Origin of the sequence: Pradoshia sp., from assembly GCF_051873915.1 — a bacterium.
Lineage (GTDB): Bacteria > Bacillota > Bacilli > Bacillales > Pradoshiaceae > Pradoshia.
Genome location: NZ_JBJEFJ010000063.1, coordinates 1 through 2,739 on the forward strand (window position 1 = coordinate 1; position 2,739 = coordinate 2,739).

The 2,739-nt window shown below is 45.7% G+C and carries 2 protein-coding genes; both read left to right on the forward strand.

The window, feature by feature from the left end; all coding sequences use genetic code 11:
* Positions 1–366, forward strand: a 366-nt coding sequence (locus ACI35L_RS06080) for a hypothetical protein (protein WP_439802460.1), incomplete at its 5' end; no start/stop codon positions are given.
* Positions 367–514: 148 nt separating this feature from the next.
* Positions 515–2,617 (forward strand): 5'-nucleotidase C-terminal domain-containing protein, encoded by a 2,103-nt coding sequence (locus tag ACI35L_RS06085; protein ID WP_439802461.1) that lies wholly within the window; start codon positions 515–517, stop codon positions 2,615–2,617.
* Positions 2,618–2,739 lie beyond the last annotated feature (122 nt).

Consider the following 2,739-nt stretch of genomic DNA (forward strand, 5'->3'; position numbering starts at 1 on the left):
ATCCTCTCAAATGTGCTCAACTTCATACCTGAACCAAAGATTGCCCCTCTTCTCGACCAAGTCAAGAGAGGCTTAACAGAGGATGGCTTCGTCTATGTGAATGCATTTGATATAGACGAGCCTAGCAGGCAAAAGGCTGTGCGCGAATATGAACGATTAGGAGAAAACTCCTTCTTCATCCGCAAAAATGGAATGTACATACATTATTTTAGGAAAGGAGAACTAGAAGAATATTTTCGTACCTACAAAACGATTAAAACGGGTTATTCCTATGCCTTAGATCTGTCCCACGGGGAACCGCATTATCATAGTACGATTGAAATACTAGCCCAAAAACAACGAGGCTTAGACGACATAGATTTTTAAGAAATAAGAAATACTATGTCGGATACAGAAAATTCAGTAGGTCTATTTCCTTATTTTCCCTAAACTTAATGTCGAAGCTCTCTAAAACTATTTATAATCGGAATTGAGGCCATGAAAATGGTCATATTGAATAAAAGGGGAGCGGTATATGAAATTTCGATTAAAGTTCTATCGTATGATTGCCACGTTCACAATGATTGCGGCACTCGCCGGAACATTGATTGTACCGGCAGCTGGAGCGAAGACAGCTGACCGGCAAGGTGAAGCTGGCTTTATTCAGGAATTGGGGATTTCACAGCAAAGCGTCAAGAAACAAACCTCCATCACCCGGGCTGATGCAGCAAGCTTGATGGCCCGTGCCTTAAAGCTTGATAAGAAAAAAGCACCGAATGCCGGGTTTACCGATGTACCAAAATCATCCCAGAAGGCTATTAACAGCCTGGCTTATGCCGGCATCCTTGAAGGAAAGAACGGCAAGAAATTCGGAAGCAATAATCTGCTGACACGCGGAGAACTCGCCGTCTGGATTGCGAAAGCGTTCGATTTGAAAGGAAGCACGGAAATTCATTTCACCGATGTACCAGCAAAGCATAAAGACCTGATTGGCGCTGTCATTCTATATGATATTGCTGATGGAATCTCTGAAACAAAATTTGGCTACAGCCAAAGAGTCAGCTTGTCCGAATTCCTAACGATGCTCCAATCAGCCATTAAAGCACCTGACTATCAGCTGCGTGTCCTTCATGTGAATGATACACATGCCAATATTGAAAACACACCACGACAAATCAGCGCGATTTATGACCACCGCAAAGGAAACACGAACAATTTACTGCTTCATGCCGGTGATGTATTCTCCGGTACCTTATATTTCAATGAATTCAAGGGTCTGGCTGATCTTGAATTGATGAATCTCGCCGGATTTGATGCAATGACATTCGGCAACCATGAATTTGACCTTGGAAGTGAGGCGCTGGCACCCTTTGTGCAAAAAGCCCAGTTCCCATTCGTAAGTGCAAACGTTGATTTCAGCGCGGATACACTTATGAAGAACCTTGAGCTAAATACGTACACCAATAAACCAAAGAACGGCAAAATCTATGACGGCATCATCAAAAACGTCAATGGGGAGAAAGTCGGCATCTTCGGTTTAACCACTGCTGAAACAGCCAGTATTTCAAGCCCTGGGGACGTAAAGTTTGATGACTATATCTCTTCAGCTAAAGCATCCGTGAAAGCTCTTAAGAAACAAGGTGTTGATAAGATTATCGCCCTCACTCATATCGGCTATAATGATGGCGGCGGGGATAATGACCTCGAGCTTGCCAACCAAGTTGAAGGCATCGACGTCATTGTCGGCGGCCACTCTCATTCTCAGCTTGATAAGCCTGTTGTGGTCGAAAAGTATAAAGAACCGACTGTCATCGTCCAAGCAAACGAGTATTCTAAATTCCTTGGCGAGCTTGACGTCAGCTTTGATAAAAAAGGAAAGGTCATCGCCTATGAAGGTGAGCTCATCAGCGTTGATGCCAAGAATGCCGATGGCTCCTATATCTTTGCAGATGATCCCGTAGCCGCGCAAATTCTAGCTAAGTACAAGCCAATTGTTGACGCAAAGAAAAATCAGGTCGTTGGCTCCACAACCGTTGACCTGATTGGAGGCAACCCTGCCGCAAGAACCGGCGAGACAAATCTCGGAAACTTGATAGCGGACGGCATGCTGGCTAAAGCCAAAACCATCAACCCGAATACCGTGATTGCCCTGCAAAACGGCGGCGGAGTCCGGACAACCTTGAAGGCTGGACCGATCACATTGGCAGACGTGATGACTGTGCTTCCGTTCAGCAACGCCCTAGCGATTATGGAAATCAGAGGATCTGAGCTGAAAACAGCACTTGAGCACAGCGTGAGTGTTGCACCAAGTGCAAGCGGCGGCTTCCTTCAGGTTGCAGGCATGCGCTTTACGTATGACAGCTCCAAGCCAGTTGGGCAGCGCGTCCAAACGGTCGAAGTACTGCAAAACGGTGAATACACCGCCCTCTCTGACACAGAAACCTATTATGCAGCCACGAATATCTTCACCGCTAAAGGCGGAGACGGCTACAGTGTCTTTGCGGACATTTATGCTGACGGACGTGTAAGTGAGCCAGGCTTTGTTGACTGGGAGATCTTCTCTGACTACATTCAATCCTTCCCAGACCAAACCGTTGCACCGGGTGTGGAAGGCCGAATTATAGATGTTAAACAATAAATAGGTTTTATAGATGAGACTGATCCTGAAGACGGCATTCGCTTCTGGATCAGTCTTTTTATGTGGAGTTGAAATTCTGCAGCGGTAGGTAATGAGAATCTCTGTCGGCTTTCGCCCTTAAA